This window comes from Paenarthrobacter sp. C1 (assembly GCF_049315185.1).
GTDB classification, from domain to species: Bacteria; Actinomycetota; Actinomycetes; order Actinomycetales; family Micrococcaceae; genus Arthrobacter; species Arthrobacter nicotinovorans.
Map to the genome: position 1 here is coordinate 1,724,662 of NZ_CP186052.1, position 25,038 is coordinate 1,749,699.

Consider the following 25,038-nt stretch of genomic DNA (forward strand, 5'->3'; position numbering starts at 1 on the left):
TAACTCAGCAACAGTGTTCCCCGCAGCAATCCTGGCTGCGGGGAACACTGTTGTTTGCCCGGTAAACATCACCACCACGCTACAGTTTGCTGGGGACAAAGCCGCGAAAGGGGGTCGTGATGGACGAGCCTGTACTTGAGTTGCGCAGGCTCGACGAAGTTCCAGCTGCCGAGTGCTTCACACGACTCGGCAAACCCGCTCAGCAACGTGCGCTCCATTTCGCCAACCCCAAGGACCGTGAAGAATTCGTCGCTGGCCGGCTGGCCCTGCTGAATTTTGCCGCCTCGCTTCTCGACGTCGATCCCGTACACCTCGGGCCTGATTATCATTGCCCGCAATGCGGTCCCGGCCAGGATCACGGTCGCCCCGGCTTCCTTCTCGACGGCGGTCCGGCGCCTCTGCTGCTGAGCGCATCCCGCGCGTCGGGCTGGGTGCTGCTGGCCGGCGTCGTGCATCCAACAGATGGCTCCCGGCTGGGAGTGGATCTGGAAGCGATAGAGGGGGTTGGCTTCGACGGATTCGATGACGTGGCCCTGACCGAAAGCGAGAAGCGTTTCCTGGCGTCCTTCCCGGAACAGGACCAAGCCACGCTGCGGGCCCGACTCTGGGCGCGCAAAGAGGCATGGTTGAAGGTGACAGGCGAGGGCCTGAGGCATAACCCTGCGGAACTGGATGTGCTGGGCCTGCCCGGTCTGCACGACATCACCCACATGCAACTACCTGACGGACTGGTGGCCGCCCTGGCCCTGGGCTAACGTGCTGCAGGCAGCGGCGGAAGCGCGGCTTCGTACAGCCAGGGCCGGAGAATTCCAGCAGCACCGATCCCCGGAATGAAGGCGTCTGCAGCTGCAATGAACGATTCCGTGGATACTGACCCGTGCCGGTTCGCGGCGGTCCACTCCTGCAGGAAGCCAAAGAACGCTTCATCCCCGGCAGCCATCCGCAGAGCGTGGACGGCCAGCGCCCCGCGCTTGTAGACACGGTCATCGAACATCAGCTCCGGGCCGGGGTCGCCCACCAGCAGGTCCTGCGGCCCGGCATCGAGCCTCTTCCATGCAGCCGATGCCCGCGCCGCAACAGTCATGGTGCCGGATTCCTCGGACCACAACCATTCGGCGTAGCAGGCAAATCCCTCATGAAGCCAAATGTCCTTCCAGTTGCTGACCGTCAGCGAATTCCCAAACCATTGGTGGGAGAGCTCGTGGGCGATCAGCCGCTGGGAATCCCAGGCATCCTTCATGTGGTTTCGACCGAAAATGGAGACCGTCTGGGCTTCCAACGGAATTTCCAGCTCGTCTTCAGTGACCACCGAGGTGTAGTCCGCGAACGGGTACGGGCCGAAGCAGTCCTCGAATGTCCGCATCATGTCCGGTTGGCGACGCAGGCCCTGAAGGGCGTCCCCGGTCATTTCAGGAGTCACGGCAACGTACTGGGGGACCCGGTGGTGTGCGCCGTCCAACTGCAGCGGCACTTTGGCGTAACGGCCTATTTGAACGGTGGCCAGGTAGGTCGCCATCGGCTCAACCTGCTCGTAGACCCACGTTTCCCGGCTGGATTTGCGGGAATGGGACACGAGCCTGCCGTTGCACACCGGGCGGTAGTTCTCGTCAGTGGTCACGGAAATCAGGAAGCTGGACTTGTATCGGGGGTGGTCATTGCAGGGGAACCATGAGGCCGCGCCGTTGGGCTGGCCGGCCACCAGTACGCCGTCGTTCAGTTCTTCCCAACCCACGTCGCCCCACAACCCGCGCCGTGGTTGCGGATTGCCGTCATAGCGGATCTCCAGGGAAAACTGCTGCCCGGTTTTGAGGGCCGAGGCCGGATTGAGGACCAGGTGCTCGGCACGGTGGCTGAATTTCTGCACCTTCTTGCCGTCCATATGCACCTTCGACGCCCGCAAGCCCACCAGGTCCAGGACAATCTGTGTGCTTGCTTCCAAAGCTGTGCACTTCAGGACCGCTCTGCCCATCAGCTTGTTGCTGCCCAGCCTGACATCGAGCTCCAGCTCGTATCGGTCCACCCGGTAGCGGGTGCTTCCGTGGTCCAGGGTGTAGGGGTCGGGACTGGGGGTGCTGATGGGTGCGGTCATTAGCTCCCAATCTACTTGAGACGGGGAGCTTGTGCTGACGGACCCACCCACGGGCTCACCGGGTTACCCATCCAGTACGTCCCTGCGGGGACGGTTTCGCCGCGCATGACCAACGACGCCGGACCAACAGTCCCGCCGTCACCGATACTGGCCGCGGGGAGGATGACGCCGTGCGGCCCCATCGTAGCCCCGTTGCCCAGTGTCACGGTGTCCAGGCTCATGACGCGATCATGGAACAGGTGCGTTTGGACGACGCAACCCCGGTTGACGGTGGAGTTCTCGCCCAAGGTTACGAGGTCGGCTTCGGGCAGCCAATAGCTTTCGCACCACGTGCCGCGGCCAATCTTCGCGCCGAGGCCGCGGAGCCACCACACCAGGGCCGGAGTGCCCGCCGCCGACCTGGCAAACCACGGCGCGCTGACCATTTCGATGAAGGTGTCCACCACCTCGTTGCGCCAAATGAACGAACTCCACAGGGGGTGTTCGCCGGCCCGGATGGTTCCCACCAGAACCCATTTGGCAACAATGGAGCTGAGTGCTGCCACCGCTCCAGCGGCCAGCATCACGATGCCGCACAGCAGGGCGGCAATCCAGTAGCCCCATCCGCGCGCGATCCAGTCCAGGAACACCATGACGGCCACGGCGATGGAAACAGTGAGGATGACGGGCACCAGCCGGCACAGTTCCCACAACGCCCGTGCCAGTTTGAGTTTGAACGGCGGCTTGAAGGTGCGGCTCTGGTCAGCGTCGACGGCGGTGCGGCGCAACCTCACAGGCGGGCTGCCCAGCCACGATGTTCCAGACTTCGCTTTGGCCGGGGTGGCTGACAATACCGCGACGAGGGAATTCTTGGGCACATTGCGTCCGGCAGCAGTCATGCCCGAGTTGCCGAGGAAGGAGCGTTTCCCGATCTTGGCCGGGGCAATCTTCATCCAGCCGCCACCGAGTTCGTAGGAAGCCACCATGGTGTCGTCGGCGAGGAACGCGCCGTCGCCTATGGTGGTCATCCTGGGGACCAGCAGCACCGTCGAGGCTTCCACGTTCTTGCCCACTTTGGCTCCCAGCAAGCGCAACCAGACAGGAGTGAACAGGCTGGCGTAGATGGGGAAGAGAAGGTCCCGTGCCATGTCCAGGAGGCGTTCAGTTGCCCACACCTGCCAGCCGATGCGGCTGCGGACGCGGTAATGCCCCTCTTTGAGTCCCACGCCCAGGAGCCTGGCCATCAAAAGAATCAGAAGGAGGTTACCGAGGAACCACACCAGCGCTGCCAACGGTGCGGACAGGGCGATCCCGGGGAGCGCGGTTTCCAAGGAATCGTGTCCTTGGATGAAGGCGAGGATGACCATGGCACCGGCGAAGGCAGAGATGTAGGGGATCAGGGCGAGCAGGGCCGACGCGCCAGCAAAAGCAAGGAGCCACAGCCGGTCGACCGCCGAACGACGGATCATCGCTTCGGGCCAATCGTGTTTGGCCTTGCCGCGCCGTTCCGCCGGTGACCCCGCCACCAGATGGCCGGCCTTGACCTTGCCGAAAACTGCGGAGCCAGGCTCTACGTGGGCCCCGGCGCCGATGCTGGCTCCAGGCATGAGCGTGCTGCGGGAACCCACAACGGCGCCCGCACCTACATGGACCTGGCCAATGTGGACCGAATCGCCATCCACCCACCAACCGGACAGGTCCACCTCGGGCTCAATGTTCGCTCCGCTGCCCAGTGACAGGAGGCCGGTGACGGGCGGAAGCGAGTGAAGGTGCACGTCCCGGCCGATTTTGGCCCCGAGGGCACGCGCATAGTAGGGAACGAACGGGGCGCTTGCCAGCCCGATGGCGCCGGACAGGTCCTGGATCTGTTCGGCCAGCCACAGCCGCAAGTGGGTCTTGCCGGACCTGGGGTAGGTACCGGGCTCGACCCTTCCAAGCAGCAATCGTGCCGCCACCACGGAGATGGCCATGCGTCCCAGTGGGCTGACGAAGATCAGCCAGGACAAGCCGATCCACCACCAGGAAACGACCGGAGCGGCAGAAAAACCGGCGAAGTCAGCCAGCAACTTGTTGGCAGCCATGAGATAGGTCAGCCAACGCATTCCCACCAGGATGTGCAACGGAACGCCCATCAGGACTTGGAAGATCTGCGACTTCAAGGCGGTGGGGCGGACGGTTCGCTCGGCAGCGGGACCCGGAGCGCCGCCGTCGGGAAGTGACTGGCGGGCGGCGTCGATCAGTGCGCCAACGCGCGGTGTCGCGTAAATATCGGCGACGGTAATGGTGGGGTACCTGACGCGAAGGGCGGAGACGAGCTGGGCCGCTGCCAGGGACCCGCCACCGTAGGCGAAGAAATCGGCGTCGAGCGAACTCACGGGACTGCCGAGGACCGCTTCCCATTGCTCCACCACCCAGCGGGCGTCATCGGGCAGGTTCAACGGGGCGTTGCTCGCCTCCGTAGCGCCGGCGCCGGCCAGCGGCCAGGGGAGCGCGTGGCGATCCACCTTGCCGCTGGTCTTGGTGGGTAACGAATCCACCACGGTCAGCAAGGGGATCAACGCAGCCGGAAGGCTTTCGCCAAGCAACCTGCGGGCTTCGTCCATGCTCAGCTCGTAACCGTCAACGGGAGCCAGATAGCCCACCAGGATCTGGTTGCCGGCGGCGGTCGTCTGCACGGCAGCAGCCGCACCGGCGACGCCGGGCAAGGACTGCAGCGCTGCATCCACCTCGCCCATTTCAATCCTGCGCCCGCCGAGTTTGACCTGTTCATCGGCCCGGCCCATGAAGATCAGGCCCTCGGCTTCGAACCGCACCAAGTCACCCGAACGGTAAGCCCGGTCCCAGCCCAGCGTGGGCATGGGTGCGTACTTCTCGGCGTCCTTGGCGGGATCGAGGTAGCGCGCAAGGCCGACGCCGCCGATGATGAGTTCGCCGATGTCACCTTCGGCGACCGGAACGCCACTGGAATCGACGACGGCGAGGTCCCACCCGTCCAGCGGAAGCCCGATCCGCACGGGGCCGGGTCCGCCCAAGGGAGCGGCGCACGCTACGACGGTGGCTTCCGTGGGGCCGTAGGTGTTCCAGACTTCGCGACCGTCCACAGCGAGCCGCTCGGCGAGCTCCGGAGGGCAGGCTTCGCCACCGAAAATGAGAAGACGCACGTTTTCCAGTGCCTCGGCCGGCCACAGGGCGGCGAGCGTCGGCACTGTGGACACCACGGTGATGCCGTGGTTGATCAGCCAGGGACCGAGGTCCATTCCGGTGCGGACCAGAGCGCGGGGCGCAGGCACCAGACACGCTCCATGGCGCCAGGCCAGCCACATCTCTTCGCAGGAGGCGTCGAAGGCCACCGAGAGGCCGGCAAGCACCCGGTCCTGGGGGCCGATGAGTTCGGCCTGGAGGAAGAGCCTGGCTTCGGCGTCCACGAAGGCGGCGGACGAACGGTGCTTGACGGCCACACCCTTGGGAGTGCCGGTGGATCCCGAAGTGAAGATAATCCAGGAATCATCGTCCAGCCCAGGTCTTGCCGGATTGGAGAGAGGTGCGCGCGAAGCATCGGAAAGCCGGACGTCCAGCCCCGCACCGATGACTGCCGCCACTTTGGCCTCCCCGAACACCAAGCGTGCCCGTTCCTCGGGATCGTCGGCGTCGACGGGCACGTAGGCGGCCCCGGCCATCAGGATGCCGAGGATAGCCACGTAGAGCTCATTGGTTCCGGAAGGGATGCGGACACCGATTTTCGCACCAGGGCCCAGACCCGCTGTGTTCAGGGTCCGGGCAAAAGAGCTGACGGCGGCGAGAAGTTCGGTGTAGCTAAGTGACTTGTGGCCGTCGTCCAGTGCTGAGGACTCCGGAAAGGAAGCCGCGGTGGCCTCCAGGATGTCCACGAGGGTACGTTCGGCAGGTGCTGCGGTGCCGCCCGGCAGCTGGGGGCGGTACGTGGTCAGGGCAGGCGTCTGCCCGGCCCCCACGGAATGTTCTGTGCTCACGGGGTCAGCTTTTCGCAGGAAGGTGAACAAAAGATGTCGGTGGCTTCTTGCCCGTCACAGTCCGTTGCTGCGATGTTCGCCGGAACGTCACCGGGAGTTTGGGGCCGGGCGCTGCCCCTACGGGACAAGCCGGTCGTCACAGGTCAAGCCGGCCGTCACGGGACCAGCAGGACCTTGCCGGTGGTCCGGCGTCCCTCCAGGTCCCTGTGGGCCTGGGCCGCTTCGGCCAGGGGGTACGTGGCGCCGACCCTGACAGCAAGAGTGCCGTTGGCTGCGGCGTCGAAAATTTCGGCCGAGCGCCACCGGCGTTCCTGGGCATTCTGTACAAAGTGCGCCATGGTGGGCCTGGTGAGTGTCAACGAGCCTGCCGCGTTCAACCGCTGTGGATCAAACGGCGGCACCGGTCCCGAGGCTGCGCCGAACAGCACCATGGCCCCCCGGATCCGCAGGCTTCTCAGAGAGTCATCGAAGGTGTCCTTGCCAACGCCGTCGTAGACGACATTGACGCCCTCTCCGTCGGTGAGTTCACGGACCTTGTCGGCGAAGCCCTCATAGCGAAGGACGTCATCAGCCCCGGCGAGAGTGGACAGATCGGCCTTCTCGTCGGAGGACACGGTGGTGATGACCCGGGCCCCGCGGGCCTTCAACAGTTGGGTCAACAGCAGGCCTACTCCGCCGGCTCCGGCGTGCAGAAGCACCGTGTGGCCGGGCTCAACCCGGAAAGAGGAGTTCATCAGGTAGTGGGCCGTTATTCCCTGCAGCGGCAGGGCGGCGGCGGTGTGGTCATCGACGCCGGCAGGAACCGGGAGCGCCCTGGCGGCGTCCACCAGGGCGTACTCCGCGTAGGTCCTGGTTCCTTCGGCCGTGGCAATGCGGTCGCCGATGGCAAACTCTTCAACGCCCTCGCCTACCGCCTCCACGACGCCTGCTGCTTCAGCGCCGGGGGTGAAGGGGTAGTCCACCTTGTAGGTGCCATTGCGCTGGTAGGTCTCGATGAAGTTGACCCCGGCAGCTGCGACTTTGATCAGCAGCTGCCCGGGGCCCGGTGCCGGTACTTCGACGGAAGCGAACTCGAGGACCTCCGGTCCTCCGGGCTGCTGTGCAACGATTGCGTGCGTCATGGTGGCTCCTTACTCCGGGGCGGACCTTCCGGTGCCCGGTTCCAGAACCCATCCTAGGGAGGTTGGGGCCTCCCGTGTCGAACGCCTAGAAGCGTCCGTGCGTCGATGCCACGGGGCAATCGAATCCGCGGCCCGCTGCCAGGCCGACTTCGTTCAGGTACCGGACCACGATGCCGTAGGACTGCATCAGCGTGGTTTCGGTGTAGGAGATCGAATGCTTGGCGCAGAATTCGCGGACGATCTTTGTGGCCTTGTACAAGTGGGGGCGGGCCATGTCCGGGAACAAGTGGTGCTCCACCTGCCGGTTGAGTCCGCCCAGGAGGAAGTCCATGAAGATGCCGCCGGAGATGTTGCGCGAGGTCAGGATCTGACGGTTGAGGAAGTCCACGCGGCTGTCCTTGGGGAGGACGGGCATGCCCTTGTGGTTCGGCGCAAACGAAGCTCCCATGTAGAAGCCGTAGACCATGATCTGGACACCGAGGAAGGCAAAAGCCATCCCGATGGGCAGGAAGGTGAAAGCCAGTACGGGAAGGGCCGTGAGCCTTGCCAGCAGGATGGGTGCCTCTACCCAGCGGTGATGTACGTTCTGCTTGCCGAGCACGAAACGAAGCGAGTCGAACTGAAGGCTCAGGCCAAGCAACGTCAGGAGGGGGAAGAAGAACCACCCCTGCTTCTTCGTGAGGAACGCCAGGCGGCCCTTGCGTTCTGCTGCTGCATCCTCGTAGAAGACCAAGGCGTTGTTCCGGATGTCGGGGTCCTTGGAAATGACGTTGGGGTGGTTGTGGTGGGCGCCGTGTTTCTGTTCCCACCAGGAGTAGCTGATGCCGGCAATGCCTGTGGCCAGGAGACGGGCTGACCAATCGTTGGCGCGGCGTGAAGCGAAGATCTGCTTATGTCCGGCCTCATGGGCCAGGAAGCTGAGCTGCGTGCAGAGAATACCGACTGCGGCGGCGATGAGGAGTTGGTACCAGGACTCGCCCAAGAGGGCGAAGCCGAGCCAAGTGCCGGCCATGAGCAGTATCAGGGCTACGAAAACCCAGATATAGAAGCCGCTGCGGCGCTCAAGGAGCCCTGCGGACTTGACGGTCTTGAGGAGCTCTGAGTAGCTCTGAACGACGGGATTTGGCTGAATTGCGCGTGCTTTGGGGCGCTCAGCGGTGGACGTGGGTGCCATATATGTGCCCCGTATCGCTAACGGGCAACGCTGCAGCCGACGTTCGGACTGCACGGTCTGGATCACCCTCCACTAAGCATACGCGCAATGTCCTAACAAATGTGACAGCTCACATTGGGCATGCATAAATATCGGACAGCATGAATATTCTTGCTGTATAGTGGAGTTATGACTATTTCTGTTGCCGTCTCCGGTGCCAGCGGCTACGCCGGGGGAGAAGTGCTGCGCTTGCTTGCGGGCCATCCGAACGTCACCATCGGTGCCATTACCGCACACAGCAACGCCGGTTCCAGACTAGGGGAGTTGCAGCCACATCTCCACGGTTTGGCCAGCCGGATACTGGAAGACACCACGGTGGAGAACCTCTCCGGCCATGACGTTGTGTTCCTGGCCCTGCCGCACGGCACCTCTGCCGGGATCGCGGCACAGTTGCCGGAAGGCACTGTAGTCATCGACGCCGGCGCGGACCACCGCTTGCAGGACGCCTCAGCGTGGGAGAAGTTTTACGGCTCCGAACATGCGGGCACCTGGCCGTACGGCCTGCCCGAACTGCCGGGCCAGCGCGAGGTTCTCAAGGGCGCAACCAGGATCGCCGTGCCTGGCTGCTATCCGACGTCGGCCCTGCTGGCCTTGACGCCAGGGTTCGCCAACAATCTCCTCCAGCCGGACGACGTCGTGATTGTTTCCGCCTCAGGCACCTCGGGTGCCGGCAAAGCGGCCAAGGTCAACCTGATCGGCTCGGAGGTCATGGGTTCCATGAGCCCCTACGGCGTGGGTGGCGGTCATCGCCACACGCCTGAGATCGAACAGGGACTGTCCAATGCGGCAGGGGAATCCGTGACAGTGTCGTTCACCCCTACGCTCGCTCCGATGAGCCGCGGCATCCTCACCACTGCTACAGCGAAAGTGCGGCTGCAGGATGGTCGCAGTGTCACTGAAGCCGAGCTTCGCCAGGCGTGGGCGGATGCCTACGACGACGAACCGTTCGTGCACCTGCTGCCCGAGGGCCAGTGGCCAACCACCAAGTCGGTGCAGGGTTCCAACCACGCCGTCATGCAGCTGGCGTTCGACCAGCACACCGGCCGTGTCATCGTCACCTGCGCCATCGACAACCTCACCAAGGGGACAGCCGGCGGAGCCGTGCAGTCCATGAACATTGCCCTCGGCCTGGACGAAACAGCCGGCCTGAACCTGCAGGGAGTTGCACCGTGACCATTACCGCACCCAAGGGATTCCGGGCCGCCGGCATCACAGCCGGCATCAAGGCCTCAGGCAAGCCGGATCTGGCACTCGTCGTCAACGATGGTCCGTCCAAGGCGGCCGCCGCGGTTTTCACCTCCAACCGGGTGGCAGCTGCCCCTGTTCACTGGTCCCGCCAAGTTGTCAGCGATGGCCGCGTGGACGCCGTAGTGCTGAACTCCGGCGGCGCCAACGCCTGCACCGGCCCGCAGGGCTTCCAGAACACCCACGCAACCGCTGAGAAAGTGGCGGCGGTGCTGGGAATCTCAGCTTCCGACGTCGTGGTGTGCTCCACCGGGCTGATCGGCGAGCAGCTGCCCATGGACAAGATCATCCCGGGTGTCGAAGCCGCCGCCAAGGAGCTCTCCGAGGACGGTGGCGCAGCCGCGGCAACCGCCATCATGACCACGGACAGCGTCTCCAAGGAAGCTGTCTTCGCGGGTAAGGATGCAGAAGGCAAGCCGTTCACCGTCGGCGGTATCGCCAAGGGTGCGGGGATGCTGGCTCCAGGCCTGGCCACCATGCTGGTGGTCCTTACCACCGACGCTGAAGTACCTGCGAACGAGCTCGACGTAGTGCTCCGGGACGCCACGCGCGTCACGTTCGACCGTGCAGACTCGGATGGCTGCATGTCCACGAACGACACCGTGGTGCTGCTCGCTTCAGGTGCTTCCGAGGCCCTGCCGTCGGCAGAGCAACTCAGCGAAGCGGTAACCGCCGTCTGTGCTGAGCTTGCCCGCAAGCTGATCGGCGACGCCGAAGGTGCCAGCCACGACATCGCCATCCGCACCTTCAATGCCGCCAGCGAACGTGACGCTGAAACCGTCAGCCGCTCCGTGGCCCGCTCCAACCTCTTCAAAGCGGCCATCTTCGGCAAAGACCCCAACTGGGGACGCGTGCTGTCCGCCGTAGGAACCACCGACGCTGTGTTCGAAGCGGACCAGCTCAACGTCGCCATGAACGGCATCCAGATCTGCCGCAACGGTGCGATCGGTGATGACCGGAACCTGGTGGACCTCGAACCGCGCGAAGTGCTCGTGGAAATTGATCTCCAGGCCGGCGACGCCGAAGCGACTATTTGGACCAACGACCTCACGCACGACTACGTGCACGAGAACAGCGCCTACTCGAGCTGAGCGGAATGACGATGACTGCGCACACCCGCGAGAAGACTGCACCGGGCTACGTCTCGGCCGAATCAGCACAGGACAAGGCCGGCACGCTGATCGAGGCACTGCCTTGGATCCAGCGTTTCGCCGGCACCACCATGGTGATCAAGTACGGCGGAAACGCCATGGTCAACGATGACCTTCGGCGTGCCTTCGCCGAGGACATCGTGTTCCTCCACCACGTAGGTATCCACCCGGTGGTGGTCCACGGCGGAGGTCCCCAGATCAACTCAATGCTGGGCCGGCTCGGCATCGAGTCCGAGTTCAAAGGCGGCCTGCGCGTCACCACCCCCGAAGCCATGGACGTTGTTCGCATGGTCCTCACGGGCCAGGTAGGACGCGAACTCGTTGGCCTCATCAACTCCCACGGCCCGTACGCGGTGGGCATGTCCGGCGAAGACGGTGGCCTGCTGCGCGCCGTCCGGACCGGCACCGTGGTGGACGGCGAGGAAGTAGACCTCGGCCTGGTAGGCGAAGTCGTCGGCGTGGACCCCGCTGGTATCACAGACATCCTCGACGCCGGCCGCATCCCCGTGATTTCTACGGTCGCCCCCGAGATCACTGAGGAAGGCAACGGTTTCCAGACCACAGGCCAGGTCCTCAACGTCAACGCGGACACCGCCGCAGCCGCGGTAGCGTCAGCCTTGGGCGCCACCAAGCTGGTCATCCTCACCGACGTCGAAGGCCTCTACGCCAACTGGCCGGACAAGTCCTCGCTGATCTCCTCCCTGACGGCCTCCGAACTCCGTGAAATGCTGCCCCGCCTCGAGTCCGGAATGATCCCGAAGATGGCCGCGTGCCTGAAGGCCATCGACGAAGGCGTGGAACGCGCACACATCGTCGACGGCCGCCTGCCACACTCGATGCTGCTGGAAACCTTCACGACGGCGGGCATCGGCACCCAAGTTGTCCCCGACGAGGAAGTGAACGCATGAGCGAAACTGTTGGCCTCAGCCCGACCGGCGATGGACCCCCCGCCCGCTTCGCGGTGCCCGACCACACCCGGGGGTCCATCGCCGGATCGGACGCCAAAGCTTCCGTCATTACTGGAGTGAGTAATGGCGCGGACTGGCTTGCCCGGTACTCGTCGTCGCTCATGGGTGTCTTCGGGACCCCGCAGCGGGTTCTTGTCCGTGGCGCCGGCTGCCTTGTGTGGGACGCCGACGGCAAGGAATACCTGGACCTCCTGGGCGGTATCGCCGTGAACGCGCTGGGCCACGCCCACCCGTTCGTCACCTCGGTGATTTCCAGCCAGTTGGCCACGCTGGGCCATGTCTCCAACTTCTTCACCAGCCCCACCCAGATTGCCCTTGCCGAGAAGCTGCTGTCCCTGAGCAAGGCACCGGCCGGGTCCAAGGTGTTCTTCGCGAACTCCGGCACGGAAGCGAACGAGGCGGCCTTCAAGCTCGCGCGGCGGAACAACGCCGACGGCAAGCGCACCAAGATCATTGCCCTTGAAGGCGCCTTCCACGGCCGCACCATGGGTGCTTTGGCGCTCACTGCCAAAGAGGCCTACCGTGCGCCCTTCGAGCCACTGCCCGGTGGCGTGGTCCACATTCCGTTCAACGACATCGACGCCTTGCGCGCCGCCGTCGACGATTCCACCGCGGCCGTATTCCTGGAACCGATCCAGGGCGAAGCGGGCGTCCGGCCCCTCAGTACCGAATACCTGCGGGCTGCCCGTGAGGCCACCAGCGCCGCGGGCGCGCTGCTGATCCTGGACGAAGTCCAAACAGGCATCGGCCGCACCGGCAAATGGTTGGCAAGCGAAGACGCGGGCATCGTGCCCGACGCCGTGACCCTCGCCAAGGGACTCGGTGGCGGCTTCCCCGTAGGAGCTCTGGTCACGTTCGGCAGTACGACGTCGGCTCTGCTCACCGCCGGGCAGCACGGCACCACTTTCGGCGGAAACCCCGTGGCCACCGCCGCCGCGCTTGCCACGCTTCACGCGATCGAAAGCCAGGGTGTCCTGCAGAATGTGCTCGCTGTTGGAGCGCACCTGCGCGACGGCCTCGCCGCACATGAGGCTGTGACCGAAGTCCGCGGAGAAGGCCTTCTCATCGGCTTTGACGTGGACGCCGACGTAGCACCGGCCATGGTGACAGCGGCCCTGGATGCCGGATTCATTATCAACAGCCCCGGCCCGCGGACCATCCGCCTGGCGCCCCCGCTGATCCTGACCATCGAACAGGCAGACCGGTTCCTGACCGCCCTGCCGGCATTGATCTCCACGGCCAAGGCCACGACTTCCAAGGACAACAAGTGAGCATTTCCACCCGTCACTTCCTCAAAGACACCGACCTGAGCCCGGCTGAGCAGGCCGAGGTTCTGGAACTCGCAGCCCGGATGAAGGCCGCGCCGTACAGCGTGCAGCCCTTCGCCGGGGAAGGCAACGGCCGGAAGACGGTCGCGGTGATCTTCGACAAGACGTCCACCCGGACACGTGTCTCCTTCGCCACGGGCATCGCCGACATGGGTGGCAACGCCTTGATCATCAATCCCGGTGAAGCGCAGATCGGTCACAAGGAATCCGTGGAGGACACCGCGAAGGTCCTGGAGCGCATGGTCTCCACCATTGTGTGGCGCACCGGAGCCCACTCGGGCCTGGTGGCCATGGCGGAAAACTCCAAGGTCCCCGTCATCAACGCCCTGTGCGACGACTACCACCCGTGCCAGCTCCTTGCCGACCTCTTGGCCGTCAAGGAACACAAGGGGGAGCTCGCGGGATTGACCATGGCCTACTTGGGCGATGCTGCGAACAACATGGCCAACTCCTACCTGCTGGCGGGAGTTACCGCGGGAATGCACGTCCGCATCTCCGGTCCCGAAGGCTACCTCCCGGCACCGGAAATCGTGGCGGCCGCGGAAGAACGCGCCGCTGAAACCGGTGGTTCCGTCCTGATCACCAGCGATGCCGCGGAAGCCCTCAAAGGTGCAGATGTCGTGGCAACGGACACCTGGGTGTCCATGGGCCAGGAAGCGGAGAAGGAAGCACGCCTGCAACTGTTCCGCGACTACTCCGTGGACGAGGCTGCCATGGCGCAGGCCGCGCCGGACGCCGTCGTCCTCCACTGCCTCCCGGCATACCGCGGTTACGAGATTTCGGCCGGCGTCATTGACGGACCGCAGTCCATCGTCTGGGATGAGGCAGAGAACCGGCTCCACGCCCAGAAGGCCCTCATGGCCTGGCTGATGCACCGCTCCGGGCTTGCGTTCGTTGAGGATCTCTCTCCCGTCGAAGGCACTGGGGAGAGCACGTTCTAGTGTCCGCCAACCCGTCCGTGCCGGGCGCAAGCCCGGCCACCAAGACCGCCCGGCAGGCCCGCATCACTGCGATCCTGACGGGTGAGTCCGTGCGCTCCCAAGCAGAGCTTGCAGCCCTGCTCGCGGACGACGGCGTGCAGGTCACCCAGGCCACACTGTCCCGCGACCTCGTGGAACTGGGCGCGGTGCGCGTCCGCGGCAAGGATGGAGCATTGGTCTACGCCGTGCCAGGGGAGGGCGGCGACCGCAACGCCAAGAGCGGGGTCACCCAGGAAATTCTCGACGCGCGGCTGACCCGGCTCTGCGGCGAACTCCTGGTAACCGCCGAGGCATCGGGCAACATCGTGGTGCTCCGCACCCCGCCGGGGGCAGCGAACTTCCTGGCACTGGCCGTTGACCACTCCGTGATGCCGTCGGTATTGGGTACGATCGCAGGCGACGATACTTTGCTGCTGGTCGCACGGGATCCCGATGGCGGGGCAGAGCTTGCGGCCAGATTCCTGCGGATGGCCGAGGAAGCCGGCCCCGGCAACTAACTGCTTTACACAGCACTGATTCACACAGCATTTGATTCGAATGAACCAAGCAACAACAAAGGAGCACTCTCGTGACTGAGCGCATTGTTCTGGCCTACTCCGGTGGCCTTGATACGTCCGTAGCCATCGGCTGGATCGGTGAAGCCACCGGTGCCGAGGTCATCGCCGTGGCCGTTGACGTCGGACAGGGTGGCGAGTCCCTGGAGACCATCCGCCAGCGCGCCCTCGGCTGCGGCGCCGTCGAGGCCTACGTCGCGGACGCCCGCGACGAGTTCGCCAACGAGTACGCCATGCCGACGCTGAAGGCCAACGCGCTCTACCAGGGCCACTACCCGCTGGTTTCGGCGATCTCCCGTCCGGTCATCGTGAAGCACCTGGTGAAGGCTGCCCGCGAATTCGGCGCCACCACCGTTGCCCACGGCTGCACCGGCAAGGGCAACGACCAGGTCCGCTTCGAAGTCGGCATCCAGACCCTCGGCCCGGACCTGAAGTGCATCGCACCCGTCCGCGACCTCGCACTGACCCGCGACAAGGCCATCGCCTTCGCTGAGGAAAAGGGCCTGCCGATCGAGACCACCAAGAAGAACCCGTACTCGATCGACCAGAACGTCTGGGGACGCGCCGTCGAAACCGGTTACCTCGAGGACATCTGGAACGCTCCCACCAAGGACATCTACGACTACACCGCCACCCCGGAATTCCCGCCGGCACCGGACGAGGTCACCATTTCCTTCCAGGCCGGCGTGCCGGTAGCCATCGACGGCGTCATGGTCACCCCGCTGCAGGCCATCCAGGAACTCAACCGCCGTGCGGGCGCGCAGGGCGTTGGCCGCATCGACGTCGTCGAGGACCGCCTTGTGGGCATCAAGTCCCGCGAAATCTACGAAGCCCCGGGTGCCATGGCGCTGATCACCGCGCACAAGCACCTCGAGGACATCACCATCGAGCGCGAGCAGGCCCGCTTCAAGGCCACCGTTGGCCAGCGCTGGGCAGAACTCGTGTACGACGGACAGTGGTTCTCCCCGCTCAAGCGCTCCTTGGACGCCTTCATCGAGGACACCCAGAAGTACGTCTCCGGTGACATCCGCATGGTCCTGCACGGCGGCCAGGCAGTCGTCAACGGACGTCGCTCCGAGACCTCGCTTTACGACTTCGACCTCGCCACCTACGACACCGGCGACACCTTCGACCAGTCCATGGCACGCGGCTTCATCGAGCTGTGGGGCATGTCCTCGAAGGTAGCCTCCGGCCGCGACCTCCGCGTCGCAGGCGAGTGACGCCGCAGCAGGGCCCCGGGACGCAGGGGTCCCCGGCGGCCGAGCGTAGCGAGGTAGGGGAGCGTTCAGGGACAAATGAAGGTGCACTGTGGGGCGGCCGGTTCGCCGGCGGCCCCGCGGATGCGCTGGCCGCACTGAGCAAGTCCACCCACTTTGATTGGCGGCTTGCCCGTTACGACATCGCCGGTTCCAAGGCCCACGCCCGCGTGCTGGCCAAGGCCGGACTGTTGGACGACGCCGAGCTCGAAGGCATGCTCGCAGCCCTCACGCAGTTGGACGAAGACGTCGCGAGCGGCGCCTATCTCCCGGCCGAGAGCGACGAGGACGTGCACGGGTCACTGGAACGCGGACTGATTGAGCGTGCCGGGACCCAGTTGGGCGGCAAGCTCCGCGCCGGCCGTTCACGCAACGACCAAGTGGCCACCCTTGGCCGCATGTTCCTGCGGGACCACGCCCGGATCATCGCCCAGGGCGTCCTTGCCACCATCGATGCCCTCGTTGAGCAGGCAAAGGCACACCATGGTGTCGCCATGCCTGGCCGTACCCACTTGCAGCATGCCCAGCCGGTTCTCCTGAGCCACCACCTGCTGGCCCATGCCTGGGCTTTGCTGCGCGATGTGCAGCGGCTCCAGGACTGGGACAAGCGCGCCGGTGTTTCGCCATATGGTTCCGGTGCCTTGGCTGGTTCGTCCCTTGGGCTGGATCCTGAAGCTGTTGCCGCGGACCTCGGTTTCTTCTCGGCCGTGCACAACTCGATCGACGGCACGGCTTCACGTGATGTCTTTGCCGAGTTCGCCTGGGTTTGCTCCATGATTGGCGTTGACCTGTCCCGGATTTCCGAGGAAGTCATTTTCTGGGCCACCAAGGAGTTCTCCTTCGTCACGCTGCATGACTCGTACTCCACGGGGTCCTCGATCATGCCGCAGAAGAAGAACCCGGATGTTGCCGAGCTCGCGCGCGGCAAGGCGGGACGCCTCATCGGCAACCTGACCGGCCTCCTCGCGACGCTCAAGGGCCTGCCGCTCGCGTACAACCGCGATCTGCAGGAAGACAAGGAGCCGGTCTTCGACGCCGCGGACACCCTGGAGCTCTTGCTCCCGGCCGTGTCCGGCATGATCGCCACGCTCACGTTCAACACCGAGCGGATGGAATCACTGGCACCCCAGGGCTTTGCGCTGGCGACCGATATCGCCGAATGGCTGGTCCGCCAGGGCGTTCCGTTCCGCGAGGCGCACGAGCTCTCCGGGGCAGCGGTGAAGCAGGCCGAAGGCCGGGGCGTGGAACTGTGGGATCTCACGGACGAAGAGTACGCAGCGATTTCGGAGCACCTGACGCCCGAGGTCCGCTCTGTGCTGAGCACCGAAGGTTCCCTCAACAGCCGCAACTCGCAAGGCGGAACCGCACCGGCCGCCGTCGAACGCCAACTGGCTGCTTTGGAAGCTGAACTGGACGCAGCGCGCTCCTACGCGTTGTAACCCTCGTCCGCCGGGAGCGGGACGGTGCCTGAAGGCGCCGTCCCGCTCTTCGTTTAACTCTGCGTTAGCATGGCGATATGACCCGGATCACCCCAGAGACGCTGCCCGCAGAGCTTCACAAAGCCGCCGGCACCGTCACCCGACTCCTTGCCAAAATGGACGACGTGTCCGTAGCCGAACCCTCGGAACTTCCCGGTTGGACCCGTGGACACGTCCTTGCCCATGTCAGGGGCATTGCCGACGCGATGGCACGCCAGCTCGAATATGCACGCCGTGGAGAAACCATCGAACTGTACGACGGCGGCATGGAGGGACGCACGAAAGCGATTGAACTGGCCGCCGGTCACAGCCTTGCGCAGCACACGGAGTCCGTCACCGCTGCGCTGGCTTCCGCCCTCGCCGCATTCGACGCCTTGGGTCCTGACGACTGGCAAGCCCGGATTGCCTATCGGGACGGAACAGTCCTCGACGGCGGCCTGGCGCTGTGGCGCGAACTCACCATCCATGCCGCGGACCTGCGTCTCGGATTCGGACCGGAGACCTGGAGCCGCCCGTTCTGCGAACACCTCGTGGGTTTCCTGGCCGCGCGCGTGCCCGGGAGATACAAGCTGGTCCTGCAGCCTACCGGCCTTCCGCAGCTGAGCATCGGCAGCGGTGGCACGTCGATTGCGATCACCGGCATGCTGACGGACATCGCAGCCTGGTTGGCGGGTCGCGAACCGAGCCTCGGCAGCCTCCGGGCAACTGCGGCCGCCGACGGCGTCGAACTGCCCGAACTTCTGCCCTGGCCGGCCGCCCAACCCGCTGCCCGGTAGTCCACCGACGCTTCTTCACGTTCCGCGTGTTTGGTGCGGTCGCTTCCTCACGTTCCGTGTGTTTGGTGCGGTCGCTTGCTCACGTTCCGTGTGTTTGGTGCGGTCGCTTCCTCACGTTCCGCGTGTTTGGGCCGGTCGCTTCCTCACGTTCCGCGTGTTTGGTCCGGTCGCTTCCTCACGTTCCGTGTGTTTGGTGCGGACGCTTGCTCACGCCCAGTCGACTCAACAGCGCGACGCCGGCACTAGGCGTGGGTGCCGACGCCGGCTGCCGTGCGGGAGGGATGGACCGCAACGGGCTTTGCCGCTGCCCGCCACAAATGCATGGTGGCGTAGGAGCGCCAAGGGCTGACTTCCCGGAAGTCGGCACTGAGTCCCGCCCCTGACGGAAGGACCTTCAAGCCGTTCCGGACCGCAGCATCGTTGGCCAGCAGAATGTCCGGAGCGCCGAGCACGCGCATCGCGACGTATCCCACGGTCCACGGCCCCACCCCGGGCAAGGGGAGCAGCTTGCGTCCAAGGCTTTCGACGTCGTCGCCGTAGTCGAAATCAAGTGTCCCGGTAGCCATGGCCTCCGCAGCTGACACGATGGAGTCGATGCGACGCCGGGGTCCCCGGAGCAGGGCCCGGCCGTGCTCGGCGAGTTCTGCCGCCGTCGGAAACAGTCGATCCAAATCCGGTCCGCCCACACCGGCGGGGGAGCCGGCGTCCGACAACTGCGTGAGGGCCGTACGGGCGGCGGCGACGGTGATCTGTTGGCCGATCATCGCCCGGATCAGTAGTTCCTGGGGATCCACCGCGCCGGGAACCCGGATACCGGGAATGGCCGGGATTCTGCCGGACAGCCGGGGGTCTTTGGCAAGGGCGTCATCGATCGCCTGCGGATCGGCGTCGAGGTCGAACAGTCTCCGGACCCGGCTCAACAGTGCGGGGAGGTCGTGGAGATCCAGGGCGTTGACCGTCAATTGCAGGGGCTTTCCACGGGATTCAGGGTTGAAGGAGACAGAGAAGGATGCGTTGCCTCGAGGCAGGCGCAGGGTGCGTGCGTAGCTCCGGGTTCCGTCGGCCGAGGTGTCCGCAGACTCGATGCCGGGAACTGCGCGTACTGCCAGGAAGTCGAAGATTCCGGGGTCGAACGGTTCCCTGTAGGGCAGGTTCAGTGTCAGCGCCGAGGGCGTGGCCTCCGAAACCCCGGCACCACGGCGCAGGCCGGTCTTCGCCCCGGTGGCGCGCAACGCCGTCGGGGTCATGGCGAACACTTCACCGATGGTGTCGTTGAATTGGCGCACGCTGTTGAACCCGGAAGCGAATGCGACATCTGCCAGAAGCATGTCCGTAGAGACCAACAGGGTCCTGGCCGTCTGCGCTCTGCTTGCCCGTGCAAGGGAGAGCGGGCTCGCGCCCAGTTCATGGCTGAGGATGCGGTTGAGATGGCGGGCTGAGTACCCCAAACGGTGCGCCAGGCCATCGACGCCTTCGCGGGTTATGACACCGTCGTTGATCAATCGCATGGCGCGGCCGGCGATATCGGAACGGAGGTTCCACGCGGGCGTCCCGGGAACCGCTTCGGGCAGGCATCGCTTGCAGGCCCGGTAGCCGGCCTCGTGCGCTGCCGCCGATGTTTCATAGAACGTGACGTTCTCGGCCTTGGGTGTCCGGGCGGGACAGGATGGCCGGCAATAGATGCCGGTGGACCTGACGGCTGTGAAGAATTGACCGTCGAACCGGGTGTCGCGGGCGTCGATTGCCCGGTAGCGCTGCCAGAAGTCCATGGCTTCATCCTGCCAGCCGCCCCGGGTCGGTGCTAGCGGAAATCGGACATGTCCGTTACGGGGGTTGTTGCTAGGGTCTGGTCATGAGTTCGTCCATGGAGAATGGTGTCAGCGACCCGGCGGAAGTGCGTAGCTTCCTTGAGGGCGACCCCCGTGTGATCGCCCCGCTGATCCTTGGCGCTGTACTGACCCACAACTCGGAAGCGGGCCCGGTTTCCGTCCGCCTGACGGAAGTCGAGGCCTATATGGGTCCCAAGGATTCCGAACACCCCGACCCCGGTTCGCACACCTTCGGCGGCCCCACGGCCCGGAACGCGCCCATGTTTGGACCGCCGGGATTTCTCTACGTCTACTTCACCTATGGCATGCACTATTGCGCCAACATCGTTTGCGGACCCGACGGTTCACCCTCGGCTTTGCTCCTGCGGGCGGGAGAAATCGTCGACGGCGAAGGCCTCGCCGCCGTCCGAAGACCGGCCTCGAAAGCACATAAGGACCTGGCCAGCGGACCAGCCAGGCTCGCCTCCGCACTGGGACTGACGACGTCGGACACCGGCCGTGACGCGCTCGCGGAACCCTTCAGCTTGTGGTTGCCTGCAGTTCCGGCGGCGGCAGTGGCCAGCGGTCCCCGCGTTGGAGTGGCGGGACCGGGCGGCACCACCGAGTACCCGTGGCGTTTTTGGATCGAGGATGACCCGACTGTGTCCAGGTACAAGGCGGCCCGGCCCAGAAAAAGGCCTGCATCCGGGTAACTTTCCCCTCCGGCAGTACGACTTTCCTGTGACGCAGTCCGAGGTATGACTTGTACCCCACGCGTTTACCAAAATCGCTGTAGAATGGTAGGTCTGTCTTTTGCGATAGGGGTTACGGTTCGATGCACGACGCTGATTTGGTCCACGAGCAGGAATACGTTGCCGGGCTTTACGCCCGGCTCGATGAGCTGCGCGCTGAAAAGCGCGCCCAGCTGGCGCAGGTGCGCAAGGCAGGCGCGGTGGGAACCATGCAGAACGTCTCAGAGCGTGACGCGTTCGCTGCCCTGTACGAGGACCGCCTTGCCCAGCTCGACGCCGTCGACGACCGCTTGGTCTTCGGCCGCCTCGACCTGGATTCCGGAGAGGCGCAGTACATCGGTCGCATCGGCCTGTCCACGGCCGACCTCCAGCGGCTCATGGTCGACTGGCGTGCGCCCGAAGCCGGCCACTTCTATCAGGCGACCGCGTTCGACCGCCAAGGTGTGCGCCGCCGTCGTCACCTGATCCTTCAGGGACGCGACGTCAAGGCGATCGAAGATGACGTCCTGGACGCGGGGATGCTGGCCGACAACGACTCCCTCCAAGGCGAAGGCGCGCTGCTGGCCGCGCTGAATTCGAAGCGTACGGGCCGGATGTCGGACATCGTGGGCACCATCCAGTCCGAACAGGACAGGATCATCCGTTCCTCCATTTCAGGGGCGCTCGTTGTTCAAGGTGGTCCCGGTACGGGTAAGACCGCTGTTGCCCTGCACCGCGCGGCCTACCTGCTCTACACGCACCGCGACCGGCTCAAGAGCGCCGGCGTCCTGCTGGTGGGACCGTCGTCGTCGTTCATGCACTACATCGAACGCGTGCTCCCGTCCCTCGGTGAAACAGGGGTGGTCATGGCCAGCCTCGGCCGCCTGATGCCCGGCATCAACGCCATCCCCGAGGAAAACGCCGACGTCGCTGCCCTCAAGGGCAAGCTCGACATGGCCAAGGTGGTGGCCAACGCTGTGGCGAACCGGCAACGGACACCTGCCGAGGACCGCATCCTGGAAGTCGATTCACGGAAGCTGACGCTCACCGTGCGCCAAGTGCGCCGTGCCCGCGAAAAGGCCCGCGCCACCGGCAAGCCCCACAACGAAGCACGCCTGACGTTCGTCAAGATTCTCCTGCGCGAGCTCACCGAGCAGCTGACGGACCTCGTCGAGGAATCGAACATCGGCAACAACGCCGATCGCGCCTACCTTGCCGAGGACGTTCGCTCTGCCAGGGACGTCCGGATCGCGTTGAACTTGTGCTGGATGCCGATGACGCCGGAGAAGCTCATCTCGGAACTCTTCAGCAAGCCCGCCATCCTCGAAGCGTGCACGCCGCACCTGACACCCGAACAGCGTTCCTTGCTCCAGCGGCCTGTCGACGCGCCGTGGACCGAAGCAGACGTTCCGCTCCTGGATGAGGCCGCCGAACTTCTGGGCGAGCTGGATCCGGCAGCCGGCAGGGGATTGGCCCAGCAGGAAGCTGACCGCGCTCGTGACCTTGCCAATGCCAAGCAGACCCTGGCCAACATGGAAGCCATGGGCGTCGACGTCCTGGTCACGGCCGAAGAGCTCGCGGAGCAAAACCAAGAGCGCGAAGGCCGGTTGACCGCTGCCGAGCGCGCCACGAGCGACAGGTCGTGGGCCTTCGGCCACATCGTGGTTGACGAGGCCCAGGAGCTCTCACCCATGCAGTGGCGCCTGTTGGTGCGCCGCTGCCCGTTGAAGTCCTTCACCATCGTGGGCGACATCGCCCAGACGAGTGCCGCAGCCGGTGCCAATTCGTGGCAGAGCGCATTGGCGCCGTCGTTCGGTGACCGCTGGACGCTGGAGGAATTGACGGTCAACTACCGCACGCCGTCACAGATCGCAGAAGCTGCCGTCCGCATGGCCAACCGGGCCGGGCTGGTGGTCTCAGCCCCGAAGGCGGTGCGTGAGGGCAAGTGGTCACCCATCGTTGACCGCGTGGAGCCGGACGGTATTGTGCAGCGCCTGGTGGACGTCCTGCCGGAGGAAGTGGAAGCGATCGACGGCGGCCTGCTGGCCGTCATTGCCGACGGTCCCTTGCTGCCGCAGGCAACCGCGGCCTTGAAAGAGGTCTACGGGCGCCGTATCGGTGCCGGGGCAGGCAGCTACGAACAGGACATCGTGGTCATCAGCCCCAAGGAAGCGAAGGGGCTGGAATTCGACGGCGTTGTGGTCCTTGAGCCGGCCGCGATGCTCAACCACGAGCACGGCAAGGTAGGCGACCTCTACGTTGCCATGACCCGGGCCACGCAGCGTCTGCGCCTCATCGCGGCCGCGCCGGTGCCGGCCGGTATCGAGCGCTAGGCAAAACCGTCCCCGCAACCCTGCTAACTTAGATCTCGTGTCACACGTAAACAACCTCGAGTCCCAGCACAACGATCCCGCCTTTGCCAACATCTGGCAGGAACTTACTTGGCGCGGCCTGGTCCACGTTTCCACTGATGAAACGGAACTGGAAAAACTGCTCGCCGGGGACCCGATCACGTATTACTGTGGCTTCGATCCCACGGCGCCGTCACTGCACTTGGGCAACCTCGTGCAGTTGCTGCTGATGCGTCGCCTGCAGTTGGCCGGCCACAAACCCCTCGGTTTGGTGGGCGGTTCCACCGGCCTGATCGGCGACCCGCGTCCGACGGCGGAGCGCACCTTGAACACCAAGGACACCGTGGCCGAGTGGGTGGGTTACCTGCAGGGCCAGGTTCGCCGCTTCCTCAGCTTTGAGGGTGACAACGCTGCCCGCATGGTCAACAACCTTGACTGGACTGCGCCCCTGAGTGCCATCGACTTCCTCCGGGAAATCGGCAAGCACTTCCGCGTGGGCACCATGCTCCGCAAGGACGCTGTTGCCTCGCGCCTGAATTCCGACGAGGGCATCAGCTACACCGAGTTCAGCTACCAGATCCTGCAGGGCATGGACTACCTCCAGCTCTTCCGCGACTACAACTGCGTCCTGCAGACCGGCGGTTCGGACCAGTGGGGCAACCTCACCAGCGGAACCGAGCTCATCCGCAAGGTGGAGGGCAAGAGCGTGCACGCCCTGGGTACGCCGTTGATCACCAACTCCGACGGCACCAAGTTCGGCAAGAGCGAAGGCAATGCTGTCTGGCTTGACCCGGACATGTGCAGCCCGTACACCTTCTACCAGTTCTGGCTGAACACGGCGGACGCTGACGTCGTGGATCGCCTTAAGGTGTTCACCTTCCTCTCGCGTGCCGAGATCGAAGCGTTGGGCGAGGCCGTGGCGGAACGTCCGTTTGCCCGCGAAGGCCAGAAGAAGCTTGCCTACGAAGTGACGTCGTTGGTCCACGGAGTCGACGCCACGGAGAAGGTCATCGCTGCCTCCGCTGCCCTTTTCGGGAACGGCGACCTCACGGTTCTGGACGAGCGCACCCTGGAGGCGGCCACTGCGGAACTTCCTTCGGCGACGATCAACGCTGACGGGCTCGGCATCATCGATCTCCTGGTTGCGTCCGGACTTTCCGAGAGCAAGTCGGCTGCCCGACGGACAGTTGGCGAAGGTGGTGCGTACGTGAACAACACCAAGGTGTCCGATCCCGACGCCGTCATTGCCCAGGACGAACTCCTTCACGGCCGTTACTTGCTGCTCCGCCGGGGCAAGAAGAACCTGGCCACGATCGAGGTCTCGGCCTAGGTTCCTTGGCAACCCAGCTCTGAAAGGGCCGGCGACCGTTATGGTTGCCGGCCCTTTTGTGTCTAAGCGCGGGTTGATAAGCTCCTCAGGCCGGTGGGCTTGTCGCGGAGAGGCGGCTGTCGGGGAGGGGTGGCTGTCGCGGAGACGTGCCTGTCGCCGAGACGTGGCTGTCGCGAAGGGGTGGCCGGCGCGGAGGGGGCGGTCATCCTCTGCGCGCTCGGTCGTTCCTCCCTTGGACGCGCGCTGCCGGATAACCGCCCCCTCTTTCCGACGCTCGCTCACATCCCTAGGGTTTGAGCGTGACGCTTGCTCACTTCCCTCGGGTTTGGTTGTGACGCTTGCTCACTTCCCTCGGGTTTGGTTGTGACGCTTGCTCACTTCCCTCGGGTTTGGTTGTGACGCTTGCTCACATCCCTAGGGTTTGGGCCGGTCGCTTGGTCGCGTTCCGCTGGGATGGGGTTCGACGGCGGTTGTTGGGTTGGGTGTGTGGGTGTCGGGGGTGTGGGTGGGTTGTGATGGGGTTCACGGTGGTTGTTTTGGTGGGTTTGGGGGTGGTTTGTTGGGTTGGTGGGGTTGTTTGGGTTGTGTTTGCGGGGTTTTTGGGTGGTGTTGGGGTGGATTTGGTGTGGGGGTGGGGCGCGTGTAAAGTTATTCGAGTCGCCGCCGCTGATGCGGAAAGATAGCGACCGAC

The 25,038-nt window shown here is 64.8% G+C and carries 18 protein-coding genes; 13 read left to right on the forward strand and 5 right to left on the reverse strand.

The features are described 5' to 3' along the window. Positions 1-119: 119 nt before the first annotated feature. A complete protein-coding gene (locus ACNAOU_RS08200; protein WP_422758400.1) occupies positions 120-755 on the forward strand; it encodes a 4'-phosphopantetheinyl transferase family protein in 636 nt (211 codons plus the stop codon). On the opposite strand, the gene ACNAOU_RS08205 is transcribed toward ACNAOU_RS08200, so the two are convergent. The 4 genes from ACNAOU_RS08205 to ACNAOU_RS08220 form a co-directional block, all read right to left on the reverse strand. After that, positions 752-2,089 carry a M1 family metallopeptidase gene (locus tag ACNAOU_RS08205; protein ID WP_018779108.1) on the reverse strand — a complete coding sequence of 446 codons (1,338 nt, stop codon included), beginning with the start codon at positions 2,087-2,089 and terminating at the stop codon, positions 752-754. The two genes, ACNAOU_RS08200 and ACNAOU_RS08205, sit on opposite strands and share 4 nt — an antisense overlap. Positions 2,090-2,100: 11 nt before the next feature. Further along, the gene (locus ACNAOU_RS08210) at positions 2,101-6,057 is read right to left on the reverse strand and encodes a Pls/PosA family non-ribosomal peptide synthetase (protein ID WP_422758401.1); all 3,957 of its coding nucleotides are present in this window, start codon (positions 6,055-6,057) and stop codon (positions 2,101-2,103) included. A 155-nt stretch (positions 6,058-6,212) separates the two neighbouring features. Then, positions 6,213-7,178 carry a quinone oxidoreductase family protein gene (locus ACNAOU_RS08215; protein ID WP_018779110.1) on the reverse strand — a complete coding sequence of 322 codons (966 nt, stop codon included), beginning with the start codon at positions 7,176-7,178 and terminating at the stop codon, positions 6,213-6,215. 85 nt (positions 7,179-7,263) lie between these two features. Then, a complete protein-coding gene (locus ACNAOU_RS08220) occupies positions 7,264-8,352 on the reverse strand; it encodes a fatty acid desaturase family protein (RefSeq protein WP_422758402.1) in 1,089 nt (362 codons plus the stop codon). Between the two features lie 168 nt (positions 8,353-8,520). Between ACNAOU_RS08220 and argC the strand changes: the two genes are divergently transcribed. From argC to ACNAOU_RS08265, 9 genes are all read left to right on the forward strand, one after another. Beyond that, the gene (argC, locus tag ACNAOU_RS08225) at positions 8,521-9,564 is read left to right on the forward strand and encodes an N-acetyl-gamma-glutamyl-phosphate reductase (protein WP_055977881.1); all 1,044 of its coding nucleotides are present in this window, start codon (positions 8,521-8,523) and stop codon (positions 9,562-9,564) included. Continuing rightward, a complete protein-coding gene (argJ, locus tag ACNAOU_RS08230; RefSeq protein ID WP_039240658.1) occupies positions 9,561-10,727 on the forward strand; it encodes a bifunctional glutamate N-acetyltransferase/amino-acid acetyltransferase ArgJ in 1,167 nt (388 codons plus the stop codon). The genes argC and argJ overlap by 4 nt, the downstream gene beginning before the upstream one ends. A gap of 11 nt (positions 10,728-10,738) precedes the next feature. Beyond that, entirely contained in the window at positions 10,739-11,695 is a 957-nt protein-coding gene (gene argB, locus ACNAOU_RS08235) for an acetylglutamate kinase (protein ID WP_018779114.1), read from the forward strand. Further along, positions 11,692-13,026, forward strand: coding sequence for an acetylornithine transaminase (locus tag ACNAOU_RS08240; RefSeq protein ID WP_018779115.1), 1,335 nt, complete (start codon positions 11,692-11,694; stop codon positions 13,024-13,026). Before argB ends, ACNAOU_RS08240 begins: the two co-directional genes overlap by 4 nt. Next, complete coding sequence (gene argF, locus ACNAOU_RS08245; protein ID WP_422758403.1) at positions 13,023-14,024, forward strand: ornithine carbamoyltransferase; 1,002 nt, start codon at positions 13,023-13,025, stop codon at positions 14,022-14,024. The genes ACNAOU_RS08240 and argF overlap by 4 nt, the downstream gene beginning before the upstream one ends. Beyond that, a complete protein-coding gene (locus ACNAOU_RS08250) occupies positions 14,024-14,560 on the forward strand; it encodes an arginine repressor (RefSeq protein WP_039240660.1) in 537 nt (178 codons plus the stop codon). The genes argF and ACNAOU_RS08250 overlap by 1 nt, the downstream gene beginning before the upstream one ends. Before the next feature lie 71 nt (positions 14,561-14,631). Then, complete coding sequence (locus tag ACNAOU_RS08255) at positions 14,632-15,837, forward strand: argininosuccinate synthase (RefSeq protein WP_422758404.1); 1,206 nt, start codon at positions 14,632-14,634, stop codon at positions 15,835-15,837. After that, positions 15,834-17,312, forward strand: a complete 1,479-nt coding sequence (gene argH / locus ACNAOU_RS08260; protein WP_039240662.1) for an argininosuccinate lyase — start codon at positions 15,834-15,836, stop codon at positions 17,310-17,312. Before ACNAOU_RS08255 ends, argH begins: the two co-directional genes overlap by 4 nt. A 77-nt stretch (positions 17,313-17,389) precedes the next feature. Continuing rightward, positions 17,390-18,127: a maleylpyruvate isomerase family mycothiol-dependent enzyme gene (locus ACNAOU_RS08265; RefSeq protein ID WP_422758405.1), complete on the forward strand. Its 738-nt coding sequence runs from the start codon at positions 17,390-17,392 to the stop codon at positions 18,125-18,127. A gap of 242 nt (positions 18,128-18,369) precedes the next feature. Here the strand turns inward: ACNAOU_RS08265 and ACNAOU_RS08270 are convergent, their stop codons facing one another. Continuing rightward, positions 18,370-19,896 carry a DNA-3-methyladenine glycosylase 2 family protein gene (locus tag ACNAOU_RS08270; protein ID WP_422758406.1) on the reverse strand — a complete coding sequence of 509 codons (1,527 nt, stop codon included), beginning with the start codon at positions 19,894-19,896 and terminating at the stop codon, positions 18,370-18,372. A gap of 95 nt (positions 19,897-19,991) precedes the next feature. Here ACNAOU_RS08270 and ACNAOU_RS08275 point away from each other — a divergent pair, with 95 nt between their 5' ends. The 3 genes from ACNAOU_RS08275 (at position 19,992) to tyrS (ending at position 24,347) form a co-directional block, all read left to right on the forward strand. Further along, complete coding sequence (locus tag ACNAOU_RS08275; protein ID WP_422758668.1) at positions 19,992-20,648, forward strand: DNA-3-methyladenine glycosylase; 657 nt, start codon at positions 19,992-19,994, stop codon at positions 20,646-20,648. Between the two features lie 122 nt (positions 20,649-20,770). After that, a complete protein-coding gene (locus ACNAOU_RS08280) occupies positions 20,771-22,999 on the forward strand; it encodes an ATP-binding domain-containing protein (protein WP_018779123.1) in 2,229 nt (742 codons plus the stop codon). Between the two features lie 37 nt (positions 23,000-23,036). Then, positions 23,037-24,347: a tyrosine--tRNA ligase gene (gene tyrS / locus ACNAOU_RS08285; RefSeq protein ID WP_354628175.1), complete on the forward strand. Its 1,311-nt coding sequence runs from the start codon at positions 23,037-23,039 to the stop codon at positions 24,345-24,347. Positions 24,348-25,038: the final 691 nt, after the last annotated feature.

Bases quoted from the DNA above. Each gene is read 5' to 3' on its own strand.
- ACNAOU_RS08220 (WP_422758402.1), bottom strand. From the start codon at position 8,352: ATGGCACCCACGTCCACCGCTGAGCGCCCCAAAGCACGCGCAATTCAG.
- ACNAOU_RS08280 (WP_018779123.1), top strand. From the start codon at position 20,771: ATGCACGACGCTGATTTGGTCCACGAGCAGGAATACGTTGCCGGGCTT.
- ACNAOU_RS08265 (WP_422758405.1), top strand. From the start codon at position 17,390: ATGACCCGGATCACCCCAGAGACGCTGCCCGCAGAGCTTCACAAAGCC.
- ACNAOU_RS08205 (WP_018779108.1), bottom strand. From the start codon at position 2,089: ATGACCGCACCCATCAGCACCCCCAGTCCCGACCCCTACACCCTGGAC.
- argC (WP_055977881.1), top strand. From the start codon at position 8,521: ATGACTATTTCTGTTGCCGTCTCCGGTGCCAGCGGCTACGCCGGGGGA.
- argB (WP_018779114.1), top strand. From the start codon at position 10,739: ATGACTGCGCACACCCGCGAGAAGACTGCACCGGGCTACGTCTCGGCC.
- ACNAOU_RS08200 (WP_422758400.1), top strand. From the start codon at position 120: ATGGACGAGCCTGTACTTGAGTTGCGCAGGCTCGACGAAGTTCCAGCT.
- ACNAOU_RS08275 (WP_422758668.1), top strand. From the start codon at position 19,992: ATGGAGAATGGTGTCAGCGACCCGGCGGAAGTGCGTAGCTTCCTTGAG.
- ACNAOU_RS08240 (WP_018779115.1), top strand. From the start codon at position 11,692: ATGAGCGAAACTGTTGGCCTCAGCCCGACCGGCGATGGACCCCCCGCC.
- ACNAOU_RS08215 (WP_018779110.1), bottom strand. From the start codon at position 7,178: ATGACGCACGCAATCGTTGCACAGCAGCCCGGAGGACCGGAGGTCCTC.
- ACNAOU_RS08270 (WP_422758406.1), bottom strand. From the start codon at position 19,896: ATGGACTTCTGGCAGCGCTACCGGGCAATCGACGCCCGCGACACCCGG.